This window comes from Abyssisolibacter fermentans (genome assembly GCF_001559865.1).
In the GTDB taxonomy this organism is placed as follows: Bacteria; Bacillota; Clostridia; order Tissierellales; family MCWD3; genus Abyssisolibacter; species Abyssisolibacter fermentans.
On record NZ_LOHE01000119.1, the window covers coordinates 14,542 to 31,353 of the forward strand.

At 27.0% G+C, this 16,812-nt stretch carries 8 protein-coding genes; 7 read left to right on the forward strand and 1 reads right to left on the reverse strand.

The genetic code is table 11. The features are described 5' to 3' along the window. Positions 1 to 285: 285 nt before the first annotated feature. The 5 genes from AYC61_RS20425 to AYC61_RS20445 all read left to right on the forward strand — a co-directional run bounded on the left by AYC61_RS20425 (position 286) and on the right by AYC61_RS20445 (position 13,911). Positions 286 to 3,609 carry a condensation domain-containing protein gene (locus tag AYC61_RS20425; protein ID WP_066507706.1) on the forward strand — a complete coding sequence of 1,108 codons (3,324 nt, stop codon included), beginning with the start codon at positions 286 to 288 and terminating at the stop codon, positions 3,607 to 3,609. A 33-nt stretch (positions 3,610 to 3,642) separates the two neighbouring features. Next, complete coding sequence (locus AYC61_RS20430; protein WP_066507710.1) at positions 3,643 to 11,820, forward strand: non-ribosomal peptide synthetase; 8,178 nt, start codon at positions 3,643 to 3,645, stop codon at positions 11,818 to 11,820. Positions 11,821 to 11,839: 19 nt separating this feature from the next. Further along, positions 11,840 to 12,667 carry an amidase domain-containing protein gene (locus AYC61_RS20435; protein ID WP_066507713.1) on the forward strand — a complete coding sequence of 276 codons (828 nt, stop codon included), beginning with the start codon at positions 11,840 to 11,842 and terminating at the stop codon, positions 12,665 to 12,667. Positions 12,668 to 12,777: 110 nt separating this feature from the next. Beyond that, entirely contained in the window at positions 12,778 to 13,275 is a 498-nt protein-coding gene (locus AYC61_RS20440) for a hypothetical protein (RefSeq protein WP_066507716.1), read from the forward strand. Between the two features lie 21 nt (positions 13,276 to 13,296). Next, positions 13,297 to 13,911 carry a hypothetical protein gene (locus tag AYC61_RS20445; RefSeq protein ID WP_066507728.1) on the forward strand — a complete coding sequence of 205 codons (615 nt, stop codon included), beginning with the start codon at positions 13,297 to 13,299 and terminating at the stop codon, positions 13,909 to 13,911. A gap of 470 nt (positions 13,912 to 14,381) precedes the next feature. On the opposite strand, the gene AYC61_RS20450 is transcribed toward AYC61_RS20445, so the two are convergent. Then, a complete protein-coding gene (locus tag AYC61_RS20450; RefSeq protein ID WP_066507735.1) occupies positions 14,382 to 14,615 on the reverse strand; it encodes a hypothetical protein in 234 nt (77 codons plus the stop codon). A 318-nt stretch (positions 14,616 to 14,933) separates the two neighbouring features. On the opposite strand from AYC61_RS20450, the gene AYC61_RS20455 reads away from it, so the two are divergent. Both AYC61_RS20455 and AYC61_RS20460 read left to right on the forward strand, forming a co-directional pair. Beyond that, positions 14,934 to 15,452, forward strand: a complete 519-nt coding sequence (locus AYC61_RS20455; RefSeq protein WP_066507737.1) for an RNA polymerase sigma factor — start codon at positions 14,934 to 14,936, stop codon at positions 15,450 to 15,452. After that, positions 15,424 to 16,431: a hypothetical protein gene (locus tag AYC61_RS20460; RefSeq protein WP_066507744.1), complete on the forward strand. Its 1,008-nt coding sequence runs from the start codon at positions 15,424 to 15,426 to the stop codon at positions 16,429 to 16,431. The genes AYC61_RS20455 and AYC61_RS20460 overlap by 29 nt, the downstream gene beginning before the upstream one ends. The last annotated feature ends 381 nt before the right edge of the window (positions 16,432 to 16,812 follow it).

Below are 16,812 nucleotides of genomic sequence, written 5' to 3' on the forward strand. Positions count from 1 at the left end.
ACACAAAACAACAAAAAATTAACAATAAATGTATTATAATTAAATTGAACATGTACTATAAATAAATAAATGGAGGTTTAGATAGTATGAACAAGAAATATCCTGTCGTATTTATGATATTTTATTTTGTCGTTAGTATGACCTAGAAATTTGCCTTTTTAAGACGATCTTTTATAAAGAAGATAAATAAAATTAAAAATGGTGTAAATTACTTACTTTTAAGAAGGAAATGAGTAGAATGATTATTTATTACAGTTCAAATTATTACGAACGGAGTTGACTAGAATGAATTATAGAAGTTTAACTGATGTAATGAAAATAGTTGCTAAAGTTAATGATACTGGTATTACATTTATTAACACTGAGAAGGATACAAAAATAACATATAACAAGTTCTATGAAAAATCTCTTTGCTATCTCCACAAGCTGCAAGCTAATGGGTTAAACAAAGGAGATGAGTTAGTATTCCAACTGGAAAATAATGAAAAGTTTATTTATACATTTTGGGGATGTATATTAGGAGGTATAATTCCAGTACCTATTTCAATGATTAGTAAAAATGAGGAAAATTATTTTAGATTACTAAAGGTATGGAGTATTTTAAAAAAGCCACACTTAATAACTGATAATGACTCAGTAATGAAACTTAAAAATTGTAATAGCGAAAAAGAAAATAAGATAATACAGGAAATAAATGAAAATACGATAGTTATCAAAAATATTATGAATGATAACAAGGCAGGGGTAATTCATGAATCAAAACTAGATGATATAGCTTATATTCAATTTTCGTCTGGATCTACAGGAGAGCCAAAAGGAGTTATCTTAACACATAAGAATGTTTTATCAAATGCATACGCAATGATGGAAAAAACAGTAGAACCATTGAAAGATTCAATGTTAAGCTGGTTACCATTGACACATAATATGGGGTTAATAGGAGCTCACATATTGCCAATAGTAGCACAAATCAATCAATATGTTATGCCTACAGGACTATTTATAAAAAATCCAAACCTATGGATTAAAAAGGCAAGTGATTACAGAGTCACTGTATTGGGTTGTCCAAATTTTGCATATAAATATTTTCTTAGTAATATGGATCTTAATTATTTAGGAAATTTAAACTTTTCATCTATTAAGTGCATTCTAAATGGAGCTGAACCAATTTCAGAAGAATTATGTAAAAAATTTGTAGATGTATTAAATCCATATGGGTTAGGGAAAAACGTTATGCTTCCTGGCTATGGTTTGGCAGAAGCTGGTTTGATAGTAACGTTAATGCCGCTTAATGAAGAAATAAAAACAGTAACAATAGATAGAAATAAGTTAGAAACAGGGAAAAAAATAAAATTCGTGAACAAAAACAATGAATGTGGAATCACGTTTGTAGAAGTAGGGTATCCAGTTAAAAATTTGGAAATAAAAATTGTGGATGATGAAAATAAAAAAATGGAAGAAAATATTATAGGGAATATCCATATAAGAGGAGATAACGTTAGCCCTGGATACTATGGTGACGTTAAATATAAAGATATATATCTAGAAGAAGGATGGCTGAATACAGGAGATATAGGTTTTTTAAATAATGGCAGATTAATAATAACTGGTAGAGCTAAGGATATTATTTTTGTTAATGGTCAAAATTACTATGCACATGATTTAGAAAGAATAGCAAAAAACACTCCAGCGATAGGAGTTAATGTAGTAGTTGCAGCATCAATATATAACGAAAATCTACATGAAGATGAAGTTATACTATTTGTTTTATATTTAAATAGTATAGAAAAATTTGCTACACTAGCTACTGATATTAAGCATTACGTTAATTCAAAAGTTGCAATAAATATTAAACATGTAATACCAATAGCAAACATACCAAAGACAGTTAGTGGTAAAGTGCAAAGATTTAAATTAATAGAGAAGTATTTAAATGGAGAATTTGATAGTTGCATTAGAGAAATTAATAGCTACAAGGAAAAATTGAACCTTAATAAAAAGATAGAAAAGCCTAGCAGTATACTTGAAGAAAATTTATTAGATATATGGTGTCAAGTCTTGCAAGTTAACAATATTGAAATATCTGATAATTTTTTTGATTTAGGAGGACATTCATTAAATGCAACAAAACTATCAGAAAAAATACAGAAGGAACTAAATATAAAAATTAATATAAAAGATATATTCTCAAAGTCAACAGTAAAAGAACTAGCAAATCACATACAAAAATTAGAAAAAAATACATATTCAGAAATCAAACCAGTCAGAAAGCAAAATTTTTATTCAGTATCTTCCTCTCAAAAAAGAATATATTTAGCACAACAATCTAACTTAGAGTCAATAAATTACAATATGTCCGCTGTTTATGAAGTAAATGAAGAATTCAATAGAATAAAAGTAGAAAATATATTTAATGAATTAATTAATAGACATGAATCTTTAAGGACTAGTTTTGAATTAATAGATGGGAAAGTAGTTCAAATAATACATGATAAAATAGATTTTAATGTTCAATACTATGAAGTATTTGATGAAAAAATTGATGGAATTATAAAAGAATTTATAAAACCTTTTGATTTAAGAAAAGTACCGTTATTCAGAGTAGGAATAATTAAAGCAAGGAAAAAAAATATGCTCATGGTAGACATGCATCACATAATAGCTGACGGAGTATCAACAAAAATACTCATGCGTGAGTTTAATGAACTAATGAAAGGAAACAAGCTTTCGGAGCTTAAAATTCAATATAAAGATTATGCTAATTGGCACAATGATTACTTAAAAACTGATGAAATAAAGAAACAAGGTGAGTTTTGGCTAGAAAAATTAAAAGATTTTAACTATACTAAGCTGGCTAAAGAAAGTGATAAATCATATAAAAGTATTGCTGGTAGCAGTAAAAAGCTAGAAATTGATAGTGAGCTTACAACTAGAATAAATAATTACTGTAAAAAGAACATGGTGACTAAATTTATATTATTAATAACAGTATTTAAAATCGTTATAGCTATGGAAATTAACCAGAGAGATATTAGCATTGGTATACCAGTAGCTGGACGGAGACATAACGATTTAGATAATATTATAGGCATTTTTTTGAACATACTTGTAATTCGTTCTAAACTAGAAGATGATATGACATTTATTGACTATCTAAAGGTTGTAGAAAATGAAGTATTAGAAGCTCAAGATAATCAAGATCATCCTTATGAAAAATTATATGCAATGATGAGAGAAAAATATGGTTTTAAGGGAGAAGGATTATTCTCAATTATGATAAATTATATGCCATATTATTTACATGGAAATATATATGACAGTATGAATTTAAAACCGTATGATTTTGACGAAATAGAATGTAAGTATGATATTAACTTATTTGTAAATGAACTTGAAACTTCTATATTATTAAAACTCGATTTTAAAAAAGATTATATTAAGACAGAAACAATAGATAGAATATTAATAAATATTATAGATGTTTTAAATCTTGTGTTAGAAAAAGACGATGTTTTAATAAAAAATATCAACACTAATTCAAATAATAATATGAATGAATATTTACAAGATTTTGATGACGAGTTTGATAACGAAGAATTTTTTATATAAATCATATATCATTTAAGGAGGTTCAAAATAAAAATGAAGTTTAATAGTTTACCAAGTAAATTTAGAAAAATAGCTATAAATATGCCATATAAAAATGCTATTGAATATGGAAACGAAAGTCTCACTTATTTAAGTTTAGATCAAAAATCAAATCAACTTGCTAATTTTTTTAATGAAGTTATCAATGAAAAAGATAAAAGAATACTAATAATGATGGATAGATGTCCTAATCTAATTGAATCACTGTTAGGCATTTTGAAAATAGATGGAATTTTCATTCCAATAAGCCCGTATCTTCCTTTAAAAAGATACGGATTTATTATTGATGATACTAAATCAAATTGGGTCGTAACGCACACAAAATGGCTGGATAAACTTAATAATATCATGAAGATAAGAAACGGTATAATGAATGTAATTTTAATGGACAATGAAAATGTTGATGTAAATAAATATAAATATTTAAATATTCATTTTATTAATGGAGATGTATCTAAAGAATTCAAAGTATCCCCAAATATAATCAACAAAGATTGCTATATTTTCTTTACATCAGGATCTACTGGAAAGCCAAAAGGAATAATAGGTAGACATAGAAGTTTAGTTCATTTTATAGAATGGGAAATCAAAGAATTCAATATAGACGATAAATTTAGAGTTAGTCAATTAACAGCACCTACATTTGATGCTGTTTTAAGAGATATTTTTGTTCCACTATGTTGTGGTGGTACAATTTGTATACCACATGATGATAGTATAATTCTAAATGAACTAGAACTAATAAAATGGATTGAAAAAAAACAAATTACTCTTATTCATACAGTTCCTTCATTATTTAGAAGAATAGCTAATGTGATTGATGATAATAATGTATTAAATAGTTTAAAGTATATATTATTGTCTGGAGAAATGGTTAGGGGCAATGATGTCAAGAAATTTATGAATTCATATAAAAATAAAATTAGTTTAGTAAATCTATATGGAACAACAGAAACAACTATGATAAAACTCTTTCATACAATAAATGATAATGATGTAACTAAAAAAAATATACCTGTAGGAAAACCTATAGATAGTACTCAAGTTATGATATTAGATGATTATCTGAATATATGTCAGCAAAATGTTGCTGGTGAAGTTTATATACGTACACCATTTATAACTTCTGGATATTGTAATAAAGAATTAAATAGAGAAGTTTTTATTAAAAATCCATTTAGCAAAAATCCAAACGATATAATATATAAAACTGGAGACATAGGTAAAATTTTAACAGATGGTAATATCGAAATTATGGGGAGAAAAGATAACCAAGTAAAAATCAGAGGTATTAGGATTGATATTTCTGAGATAGAAAATTCACTATTAAAGTATAAAAAAGTAAATGAAGCTATTATATTAGCAAAAGATGATTTGAAAGGTAATAAAGATTTATATGGTTATATTGTAGGCGATAAAGGTTTAACGGTAAAAGACTTAAGACATTATTTATCAAAAGAATTACCAGATTATATGATACCACAATTCTATGTACAGCTAGATCAAATGCCTATGACAACTAATGGGAAAATAGATAGAAGAAAGCTATTAAGTTTAGATGCTAATATGAAAACGGGGGTGCAATACGAAAAGCCTAGAGATGATATTGATGCAAAATTAATAGAGATTTGCGAGGATATATTAAAAGTAGATGATATAAGCATAAATGATGAATTCTTTTTATTAGGAGGACATTCATTAAAAGCTACTAATCTTGTTGCAAGAATTAATAAAGAATTTAATAAAGAATTACCGTTAAAAAAAATACTTAGTAATCCTACAATAAAAGAGATTAGTGATTATATAAAGATAGCAGAGATATCAAAAAAGAGTTCAATATTACCAGCTGAGGAAAAAGAATATTACCCAGTATCCTCAACACAAAAAAGAATATTTATATTAGAGCAGTATGAAGGTGTTGGAGTCAGCTATAATATACCAAACATATTAGAGATAGAAGGTGAATTTAACAAAGATAAATTTGAAAATATAATAAAAAAATTAGTGAAAAGACATGAAGCCTTTAGAACTTCATTTGAAATAATAGAAGGAGAAATTGTTCAAAGAGTTCACAAAAACATAGAATTTAATGTTGATTATTATGAAGCTGACGAAAAAAGAATAGACAAAATAATTAAGGATTATATAAGACCATTTAATTTAAGTTACGCACCTTTAATAAGAGTAGGTTTAATTGAAATAAGTGATAGTAAAACAATTTTAATTATAGATATACATCATATAGTGTCAGATGGCGTATCTGTGTCAAAATTTGTAAGTGAGCTAATTGATTTATATGAGGGAAGAGAATTAACACCACTAAATATACAGTACAAGGATTATGCAGTATGGGAAAAAGAGCATTTACAAAGTAAAGCTGTACAAAATATGAAAGAGTATTGGCTAGATGAATTTAAAGGAGAAATACCTGTTTTAAACATGCCAACAGACTATAACAGACCAAATAAACAAAGCTATGAAGGTACTGTTTATGAATATGTGTTAAACAAAGAACTTTCAAAGCGAATAGAGCAGTTTGCATACGAAAACAAAACAACGCTATTTACAGTACTTTTAGCAATATATAGTATAACACTATCAAAGTATTCAGGACAAAATGACTTAGTTATTGGAACGGTAACGGCAGGAAGAACTAGTGAAGACCTTCAAAATATTATGGGAGCATTCATAAAGAATATAGCATACAGATGTAATCTCCAAAAAGAGATGACATTTAAAGATTATTTAAAAGGCATGAATACAAAAGTGGTAAAAGGCTTTGAAAATCAAGACTATCCCATAGAAGAATTAATTGACAATTTAAATATTAAGAAAGAAGAAAGTAGAAATGTTCTATTTGACGTAATGTTAATATTACAAAATTTTGAACATGAAGTTGTCCAATTATCGGATTTTAGGTTTGAGCAATATAATATAGGAAAAACTACTTCAAAGTATGACATAACACTTTATGTATATGAAGATAGAAAAAATAATCAGCTAAAACTGCACTTTGAGTATAGTACAAGGCTTTATAAAGAAGAAACAATTAAGAGAATTTCAAAACACTTAATTAATATAATAAATGATATATTAAAAAACCCACAAAAGAAAATATCACAGATAGATATGATTACTCAAGAAGAAAAAAAAGAAATACTATTAGATTTTAATAATACAAAACAAGAGTATCCACATGATATGACATTTCATGAATTGTTCGAAAAACAAGTAAAAGAAACACCAAACAGCATAGCGGTAGTATATAAGGATGAAAAATTAACATACAAAGAATTAAATGAAAGAGCAAATCAATTAGCTAGGATGTTAAGAAACAAAGGAGTAAAACAGGAAGTAGTAGTAGGAATAATGGTGGAAAGATCTATAGAGATGATAATAGGTATACTAGGTATAATGAAAGCAGGAGGAGTATATTTACCAATAGACCCAGAATATCCTCAAGACAGAAAAAAATATATACTAGATGATAGTGATGTAAATATATTGTTAACAGAAAAAGAATTAGTAGTTAGTGGTGAAATTATAGATATAAAAGATAAGAAAATATTACAAGAAGATAATAGCAATCTGTTAAATATAAATAACTCAAAAGATTTGATATATGTGATATATACATCAGGTAGCACAGGAAAACCAAAAGGTGTAATGGTAGAGCATAAAAACGTGGTAAACATATCATATGGCTGGAAAAAAGATTATGAATTAGACAAGCACAAAGTAAATTTACTACAGATGGCTAGTTTTTCATTTGATGTATTTGCAGGAGACTTAGCAAGAACGCTATTAAATGGGGGTAAGATGGTTGTTACCTCAAAATATGAGAGAATAAATCCTATAGATATATATAAATTAATAAAGAAATATGAGATAAATATATTTGAAGCGACACCAGCATTGATAATACCATTAATGGATTTTGTATATGAAAATGGTTTAGATATTAGTGAACTAAAACTACTTATATTTGGTTCAGATGTTTGCTCGGTAGAAGAGTTTAGAAAAATCAGTGTGAGATTTGGACAAGATATGAAAATAATAAACAGTTATGGAGTTACAGAAGCGACAATAGACTCAAGCTTTTATGAGGTAAAAACAGAAGAAATTAATAAAATAACAAGAGTACCAATAGGAAAGCCACTACAAAACATAAGCTTTTATGTATTAGATGAGGATAAAAATATACAACCTATAGGAGTATTAGGAGAATTATATATATCAGGAGCTGGAGTAGCAAGGGGCTATATAAACAGAAAAGAATTAACGGAGCAAAAATTTATAGATAACCCATTTAAACTAGGAGAAAAAATGTACAAAACAGGAGATTTAGCAAGATGGCTAGAAGATGGGAATATAGAATTTTATGGAAGGATAGATAACCAAGTAAAGATAAATGGCTATAGAATAGAATTAGGAGAAATAGAAAATGAATTATTAAAGCATGAAAGTATAAAAGAAGCAGTAGCAGTAGCAAGAGAAGAAGTAGGAGAAAAGAGCTTATGTGCATATATAGTAGGTGATAAAGATATAAACTCAACACAAATAAGAGAATATTTATTAAAAGAATTGCCTGAATATATGGTACCTCCATATATATTAAATATGGAAAGTTTACCATTAACACCAAATGGGAAAATAGACAGACATTCATTACCGAAACCACAAGCAAATAAAGTAATAAGGACAGAGTATGTTAAGCCATCAAATGAAACAGAAGAGAAACTAGTAGAAATATACAAAGAAGTCTTAGGATTAGAAACAGTAGGTATAAAGGATAATTTCTTTGAACTAGGAGGACAATCATTAAAGGCGATAAAATTAATAGCAAAGATACACAAAGAATTTAATGTGAATTTTCCATTAGGAGAGCTATTTAAAGCTCCAATAGTACAGCAGACTGCAAAAAATATACAAAAACTAGAAAAGAGCGTATTTAATAGAATAGAAAAAGCAAAGAAAGCAGATTATTATCCACTCTCAGCAGCACAAAACAGAATGTATACATTGCAGGAATTAGATAAGAACAATGTTAGCTATAATATAACAAATATAATGACCATAGAAGGTAAATTAGAAAAAGAAAGACTAAATAATGCATTTGTTAAGCTCATTAACAGACATGAATCATTAAGAACGTCCTTTGTGGATATTGAAGATTGTGTAGTACAGACTATTAAAGATGAAATAGAGTTTGAAATAGATTATTTTATAGCAAATGAAAAAAATTCAAAGGATATAATATGTCAATATATTAGACCATTTGATTTAAGTAAAGCACCATTAATTAGAGTTGGGTTAATTAAGATATCACAGGAAAAACATGTATTAATGATTGATATGCATCATATTATCTCAGATGGGTTGTCGGTAGGTATTATAACAAATGAATTTTTTAGACTATATGAAAACGAAAAGCTTCCTGAGTTAAGGTTACAATATAAAGATTATACAATATGGCAAAATAACTTATTCAAGTCAAAATTAATTAAAAAGCAAGAAGAATATTGGATAAATAAGTTTAGTGATGAGATTCCTGTATTAAATCTTCCTACTGATTATACAAGACCGAAATTACAAAGCTTTGAAGGAGATAAAATAACTATTGATATAGATAAGGATTTAACACAAAAAATCAGAAAGCTTGCAGTTGATACTGATTCTACTAGTTTTATTATTTTATTAAGTGCTTTTAATGTTTTGCTTTCAAAATATTCAGGACAAGAAGATATTGTAGTCGGTACACCAGTTGCTGGTAGAGGTCATATTGATCTGGAAAATATTATTGGTATGTTTGTCAACACTTTAGCGTTAAGAAATTTTCCTTGCTGTAATAAATCTTTTTACGATTTTTTAAGAGATGTTAAAGAAAAAACAATAAAAGCTTTTGAATATCAAGATTTTCCTTTTGAAGAGCTTATAAGCAAATTAAATATTAGTAGAGATTTAAGCAGAAATCCCCTATTTAATGTTATGTTTGTGTTTCAAAATGCAATATCTTTGGAAAAGAAAATCGACAATGTTAAGTTTAAACCAATGAACTTCAATAATAAATCTACTAAATTTGATTTATTGCTTGAAGCTATAGATATGGACAATAACATTAAATTGCATTTTGAATACTGCACCAAATTATATAAAAAAGAAACCATAAAAAGGTTATCTGAACACTTTATTAATATATTAAACGTAATTACAGAGAATCCACAAATAGAAATATCAAAAATAGATTTGTTATCTCTTAGTGAGCGTAATTTATTGATGAGTTTTAACAATACAAGCGCTGCGTATTCAAAATATAAAACAATCAATGAAATATTTGAAGAAAAGGTAATGAAAAAACCTAATCAAATAGCTGTAATATATGGAGAAGAGAAATTAACATATAGTGAATTAAATCATAAAGCTAATCAACTTGCAAGGTTGTTAGTCAAATCTGGATTAAAAAAAGGAAATATTGTTGGAATAATGGTAACTCGTTCGCTAGAGATGGTAATAGGTATATTAGGAATAATTAAAGCTGGAGGTGCTTTTTTACCAATAAATCCTGAGCATCCTATAGACAGGATAAAATATTTTATAGAAGATAGTGATATCAAGATATTATTAACACAAGGAGCTTTGGTTAATAATCAAGAAAAAACAATTATAAACATAAACACAAAAGCTTTAATAGGTTTAATAAATGATTTAAAGAAGAAATATAAAATAATAAATATAGACGATAAAGATTTATATAATGGAGATGCTAATAACTTAAAAGACATGAACAATGCTAATAGTTTGGCTTATATTATATACACTTCTGGGTCAACTGGAAAACCAAAAGGTGTTTTAATCAGACATTTTAGTGTAGTTAATATTTTAGAAGCTTTAAATGAAGATTATCCATTATCAAAAACAGATTCTTTCTTATTAAAAACTACGTTCACATTTGATGTTTTTATAACAGAAATCTTTGGGTGGTTTTTCGGTGAAGGGAAACTAGTAATACTTGAGAATGGATTAGAGAAAGATCCAGAAGGAATATTGAGAGCTATAGACGAATATAATATCACTCATATTAACTTTGTACCATCAATGTTCAAAGTGTTTACAAATAATGTAATCGAATATAATACAGATATTATTGATAAGCTTAAATATGTATTTGTAGCAGGAGAAGCACTTACAAAAGATATAGTTGATAATTTCTATAAAAAATTTGAAAATGTGAAATTAGAAAATATATATGGACCTACTGAATCAACTATATATGCTACTAGATATTCACTCAACAAAACAAATGTTGAAGGTAATATTATTCCTATAGGAAAGCCTTTTAACAACATGCGAATATATATATTAGATAAAAATAAGAATATGCAGCCAATAGGGATACCAGGGGAAATATGCATAGCTGGCGAAGGACTAGCTAGTGGTTATTTAAATCAACCTGATTTAACTCAAGAAAAATTTATAAGCAATCCATTTGAGGACGGGGGAATAATATATAAATCCGGAGATGTTGGTAGATGGAATGAAAATGGAAATATTGAGTTTTTGGGTAGAATAGATTACCAAGTAAAAATAAGAGGACATAGAATTGAACCAAGAGAAATCGAAGTAAAGCTGATGCAAAGTAAATTAGTAAATCAAGCACTTGTAATTGACAAAGCAGATGAAAATAATAATAAATTCCTATGTGCTTATGTTGTTAGTGATAATGAAGAGGTTTCAAGTGATATTAGAGAATATCTATCTATGGAACTTCCTCAATACATGATTCCTGCAAAAATAGTCCAGATTGAGAGTATACCGCTAACAAGTCACGGTAAAATTGATTTAAAGGCATTACCAGAACCTAAGCTTGAGTTAGATACAGAATTGATTCAAAGACCTACAAATGATATACAGACAAAATTATTTGAAATTTGGTCGAGTGTTTTAGGTATCAAAGACTTTGGAATTAATGATGATTTCTTCTACTTGGGTGGAGATTCAATAAAAGCAATACAAATGATGGCTTGCGTAAAAAAATGCAAATATAAAATAGAGCTGGTAGATATATTTAAATATCCAACGATTAAAGAATTAAGTAAATATGTAGTACCTATGACAGAAGAAGTTGATAATAGTGTTATAGTAGGGAAGGTTACTTACGGTAAAAAAAGATGAAAAGATTGCAAATAAGGTTATGTATAGGATATTTGAAATATTAAATGACACTAAAAAATCTCAAAAACTAGATAAAAAGGAAAAAGCTACATTTGATGAATATCTAGATGATTGTGCATTACAAGTTGGAGAAGAAGAGATAAAAAAACAATATAATGAATTACAAAAAATAAATAAAAGCAAAAGTTTAAGTATTAAATCTATCAGCTCAAGTGATTTAGATGATTATAGTCGTTATAGTGCAACAACATATGCTAAGGATAATTATGACAATCAAGATGGTTCAGATAAGTATCCTTATTTAAGTTCTGATAACCTCAGTGATTGTGCAAATTTTGTTTCTCAGTGCTTACATGAAGGAGGACTGCCAATGGATAATCCTTCGTCAGGTGATTGGTATATCAAAGCTAAAGTTAGTAATCCAAATAAAACTCCAGAAAACATAGAAGAGTTAGATGAAGATTGGTCATTAGCTGATCCTAGTCCATGGATAAGTGCAAAGGAATTTGATAGCTATTGGTCTGATAATTGTTATGATACTGACAATTATGAAGTTGATGATTTACTAGATACAAATGAAAGTGCTATGGTTTATAGTATGGAAAATTCACATGCAGGGGATCCTGTTGTTTTTATTGAAAATGGATGGTTTTGGGATACTGTAAAACATATAACAATAATATCATGTTATATATACAATAGTGATTATGATAGTATAATACCTGCTTTAGCATCACATACAAATCATTACGAAAAAGATACTCTAGAAGATGTAGCTAAAAGAGCAAAGGATGCTTGGGGAGGAGATAGTATAGTTAAAATTATAAGAATAAAAGAAAATTATTAGAAGTGTTATAAAAACTAATTATAAGATTTAACACCTACGAGTTTTGTATATCACAAAATTCGTAGGTGAAATTAAATTTTTATGTGTTTAATGTAGAGGAGGTAAGTAATATGAACATTAAAAGGCACATAATATTAATAATATTAGCAGTAATTTTGATTATAGCTATTAAATATATAAAGGATAAATATGAAATAAAAAATACTATAGCTATAGATGAAAAATTACATGAAACTGTACAAGATTATTTAGATAATGAAATTCGACAGCCTAGAAATGGAGGGAAAATTTTATGTTCATATGTTATTTTTGGTGCGAAAGGAAATGAGATATATCTTTCGGTTGTAATAAAAGAATTTTACAGAATAGGTAATGAAATAAGAGATGATCAGGGATTATTAACAGAACTAGTATTGATAGCAGAAAAAACAGATAATGAAGTAATTATAACAGATTATAAAATGCCGCCTGATGGTGTGGATTATGGTAAGACTATAAAAAAATGGTTTACTAAAGAAGCTCTAGAAAATAAAAATAAATTTCGAGACTATGAGAAGTTAGAAGAAACCGTATATAAACGTGCTAAAAAATATTACGAAAATTATTAGAGCTTGAAGGAGGTAAGAAAGATGAATACAAAAAAAAATGTAATACTAATAAGTTCAATATTAGTTATAACTATAGTTATTTGTATAAAAGGTAATATTTTTAATTCTAAGAAAGCTGTAGAGAGTATAAATGATGTTAAGAACGAAGATGTAACACATTTAGAACTGTCAGCGTGCCAAAAGAAAGAAGTAGTAAAAATAACTAAAAAGGATGAAATTGATAAAATTATAAATGCAGTTAGAAATTTTGAGAAGAATAAAGATATAAACAAGGAATATTATAGATTATGTAATATAAAGTTATGCAATAATAAAGAAGATATGTTGAGAATAGGGGTTTTTAGAGAAGATACAAATACGAATAGAATTTTAGATGAACTCAATATACGTTCAGAATTAGTAATTACGCCTGAGGATATTGAATTAATGGTGCTAGAGAATGAAGATGATAAACAAGCTATAGTAGAAGACAAATACATTATGCAAATAGTTATAAATAATTATCATCATGGATTTAATGATTCTAAAAGTATAATATGTGTTCATATTGACTTAAAATGCAAGGAAATGGTACATATGTATGGTAGTTTATATAAAAATGAAGTATCTGATAGATTGAAACAATTATTTAAATGAAAAGGTTAAATAAATAATAGTTAGGTAGTATTTTATTTGTGGAGTTTGGATAGGTAATATATTTTTAATTTTTGGTGCGTCTAAACGTAGGCTTTATGGAGTAGGTTTAAACATTTATTAAGTGTAATTATCCACTTGAAGCTTTGAAAAATTTTTCAGTCGCTCATACCAGCATAATAATCACTATATAAATCTTCTGATATTTTACATTTTTGGTCAATAAATGAGCATATCCTACTATTTTGGTTCTATTATAATTGTTTCTATCAAACGAAATAGTTACTTTTTCTTTTTTAAAATTATACTATGAGAAAATTTTATTCTTTTAGTTAATAACAGTAGAGATTATCAATTAGCAGAGGAGAAGAATATACTAAAACGTTTAAAAAACTTATCTATAAATTGAAATAATTATAAAAAGGGGCTGTGAAAATACTTTTTGAATCGCCCCTTTAAGGATAATACATACTTTAAGGATTTGGATCATCTTGTCTGGTATTTATCAATGTTTTCTCTCCATTTACTTCTATTTTTCTTACTGACATATTTCCAGGGTGACTAATTGAATTATCACTCGGAGATAATTTTATCAAATCAATATTTGGTGTCATATAAAGATCTAAAGTGTGACTAATTTCCATATCATAGTTATTGTTATAAATAAGATCTGCCTCAGGTTCAATTATTGTTTTTTTTCTTGCCAAATTATCCACCTCTCTTTTTAATAGTATTTGCAGAAAAATAAAAAATGAAACATTTATATAATTATTTTAAGACAGACACTAATAAACCAATGACATTTACAATATGTTTATTAATCTTAAATTAACAAACTAACTACATAAAAGCACCTGTTAATGGTTAACAACAGGTGCTTTTATGAGTATATTTATCTTCTAAGATGAAAATATATAACTAAAATGTTAAAATATTTACGAGATACGTCACATTATTGTACTCCGATTCGTTATATAAGTGAACGCTAAAAATAGTGTCATTTAGAAAAAAGGAGGTGTTTTGTTATGAAATCAAATAATATTGAAGAAATTGTTAATGAATTCCAATTTAGAATTTATAAATATAGTTATCAAATGGTGCGGTGTAAAGAAACAGCGGAAGATATTACTCAAGAGGTTTTCATTAAATTCTTTCAGTTATCTAATAAAAAGCAATATAATCATAGCTATTTATATACAATAGCTCATAATAAATGTATTGATCAACTAAGAAAGGAAAAAAGAAAGAGTATGTTTCTTAAGGAATATAAAGAAAAAACACATGAAGCTTTAGTTGAGAATTTAGTATCAAAGGACAAATATAGTTATGAGCTAGAGACTATCTTGAATACCCTAACCAGTTATGAAAGGAGTGTGTTTTTACTTAAAAGTGTAAATCAACTGTCTTATAAGGAAATAGCTGAAATTTTGAATAAAAAAGAACCAGCATTAAGAAAACAATTTCAAAGAGCAAAAACAAAAATTGAAAGGAAGCTTAATAAAGGGAGGGAGAGGTATGATAATGAAGAAGTTTCAGTCTTTTGATGATGTTGAAAAATATTTAAAGACAGAAGAAGTTTACTATGAAGATAAGAAAAATATAATATTAAAAAATATAAGAAGATCAAGTACAAGTAATCAAAGATTCATATATAACAAAATAGTCTTTGTTACCATACTTTTATTGATTTCAGTGACTATGGTAGCATTTACTTTTGGGTATATACCAGAACATAAAGATTTTGTTAAAGAACATAACGGAGACATTAAAGCTACTTTAACAGATGGCAATGGAAATATTGTTATTCAACTTGGTGTTATGAGTGATAGGGATAATTACGATAAATGTATGCTTAAATCACAACAAAGGGAAGTAGTAGCAGAAGAATTTGAAAATATAACTAAATTACTTAAAGATAAAATACCTAATGATAAGGTTGCTCTGTTTATACCTGTTAAAGGGCTAAAATCTTTTGTATATTTTGATATATTAAATAGTATGGAATTTCATTATACTATTAAAAGTATTAAAAATAAAATTCCTATAAATAGCCCTTTCCCTAAATATATTTCTAAAGAATATACTTTTGATCAAGCATGTATTTTTTATAGTTACGAAAATTTTTATAAGCCGTACCAAAAGGAAATGACCTATAGGGAATATTTAGAGAAATTATTCACAGAGGCAAAACTTTTAGATAAGGATTATTATTACAAAGAATATGAACGGTTTAGTAAATTTGATAATTTTAATCTTAGGTATAAAGGTTCAATAAAAAATAAGTTTAATGAGTATCCCCAATTAGATATATTCATAAAAAAAGGTAAAATGACTTCTATTATAGATAGTGAGATTTCTTATTCAAAAACAGAGATCATTGAGCATAATGGAAAAAAATATCTAAAAGAAGACAATTGTTATTATACTTATTGTTATATAGATGATCAGCTTTGGATTATAAAAATTGTATCAAGCCTAACGGAAGATGAAATATTTAAAATAATGGAAAGTATAGAAAACTAAAGAATAATATTTAGTTATTGTAATGTATAGGTGAATTTTCAGGATAAAATTGCATTGAGATTAATAATATAAAGAAGGTATGGTTTGGTGGGAATAGTCCCTAACGTTTTATGTTTTTAACTAGTCTAAAGTTTTCTAAGAAAAGTTATTTGGAGGTAATATAAATTAATCTGTGCTTTTAGAAATAAAACGCTCTAATCTGGCAATAATCAAAATATAACCAGAAGGGAGCGTTTTTTTATGAGTACTTTACCAAAAGAAGTATTAAGAGAAATGATTACACAAGGTAATTTGAAAACAGCAGGAGATCTTCATAGCTATCTAAAGGATATGTTTAAAGATGCACTTCAAGAAATGCTAGAAGCTGAATTAGAAGTGGAA

Coding starts and splice junctions, on each gene's coding strand:
- AYC61_RS20425 (WP_066507706.1), top strand. CDS start 286: ATGAATTATAGAAGTTTAACTGATGTAATGAAAATAGTTGCTAAAGTT.
- AYC61_RS20430 (WP_066507710.1), top strand. CDS start 3,643: ATGAAGTTTAATAGTTTACCAAGTAAATTTAGAAAAATAGCTATAAAT.
- AYC61_RS20435 (WP_066507713.1), top strand. CDS start 11,840: ATGTATAGGATATTTGAAATATTAAATGACACTAAAAAATCTCAAAAA.
- AYC61_RS20440 (WP_066507716.1), top strand. CDS start 12,778: ATGAACATTAAAAGGCACATAATATTAATAATATTAGCAGTAATTTTG.
- AYC61_RS20445 (WP_066507728.1), top strand. CDS start 13,297: ATGAATACAAAAAAAAATGTAATACTAATAAGTTCAATATTAGTTATA.
- AYC61_RS20455 (WP_066507737.1), top strand. CDS start 14,934: ATGAAATCAAATAATATTGAAGAAATTGTTAATGAATTCCAATTTAGA.
- AYC61_RS20460 (WP_066507744.1), top strand. CDS start 15,424: ATGATAATGAAGAAGTTTCAGTCTTTTGATGATGTTGAAAAATATTTA.